The 1,115-nt window shown below is 63.9% G+C and carries 1 protein-coding gene; it reads left to right on the forward strand.

Annotated elements, in window-relative coordinates:
- On the forward strand, positions 1 to 1,113 hold a 1,113-nt coding region (locus H7847_RS26590; protein ID WP_227272741.1), incomplete at its 5' end, for an S-(hydroxymethyl)glutathione dehydrogenase/class III alcohol dehydrogenase.
- Between the last annotated feature and the right edge of the window lie 2 nt (positions 1,114 to 1,115).

Consider the following 1,115-nt stretch of genomic DNA (forward strand, 5'->3'; position numbering starts at 1 on the left):
ATGAAAACCCGCGCTGCTGTTGCTGTTGCTGCCGGTCGGCCTTTGGAGGTTATGGAGGTGACCCTTGAGGGCCCGCGGGCGGGGGAGGTTCTGGTTGAGATCAAGGCGACGGGCCTGTGCCACACCGATGAGTTCACCCGCTCGGGCGATGATCCCGAGGGCATCTTCCCGGCGATCCTGGGCCATGAGGGCGCGGGCGTGGTGGTCGAGCTGGGCGCGGGGGTCACGAGCCTCGAAGTGGGGGACCATGTGATCCCGCTCTACACGCCCGAATGCCGCGAATGCGAGTACTGCCTGAACCCCAAGACCAATCTCTGCCAGAAGGTGCGCAGCACGCAAGGACAGGGGCTCTTGCCCGATGGCTCGACGCGGTTTGCCATGCTCGACGGCACGCCCATTCACCACTACATGGGCTGTTCGACCTTTGCCAATCACACGGTGGTGCCGGAGATTGCGCTGGCCAAGGTCCGCCGCGACGCGCCGTTTGACAAGATCTGCTACATCGGCTGCGGCGTGACCACGGGCATCGGGGCGGTGATCAACACCGCCAAGGTCGAGATCGGGTCGCGCGCGATCGTCTTCGGGCTCGGCGGCATCGGTCTGAACGTGATCCAGGGGCTGCGGCTGGCGGGCGCGGATCAGATCGTGGGCGTGGATCTCAACGACGACAAGGTCGAGATGGGCAAACACTTCGGGATGACCGATTTTGTCAACCCATCCAAGGTTGAAGGGGATATGGTGGCCCATCTGGTTGAGATTACACAAGGCGGGGCGGACTATACCTTTGACGCCACGGGCAATGTGAAGGTGATGCGCACAGCACTCGAGGCCGCGCACAAGGGCTGGGGCGAGAGCATCATCATCGGCGTGGCGCCTGCGGGGGCGGAGATCTCGACCCGCCCCTTCCAACTGGTCACGGGCCGGGTCTGGCGCGGCACGGCCTTCGGGGGGGCCAAGGGGCGCACGGATGTGCCGAAGATCGTGGACTGGTACATGGACGGCAAGATCGAGATCGACCCGATGATCACGCACAAGCTGACCCTCGACGAGATCAACCACGGCTTCGACCTCATGCACCAGGGAAAATCAATCCGCGCCGTCGTGGAGTTTTGAGC

Origin of the sequence: Roseobacter weihaiensis (assembly GCF_020622345.1) — a bacterium.
In the GTDB taxonomy this organism is placed as follows: Bacteria; Pseudomonadota; Alphaproteobacteria; order Rhodobacterales; family Rhodobacteraceae; genus Roseobacter; species Roseobacter weihaiensis.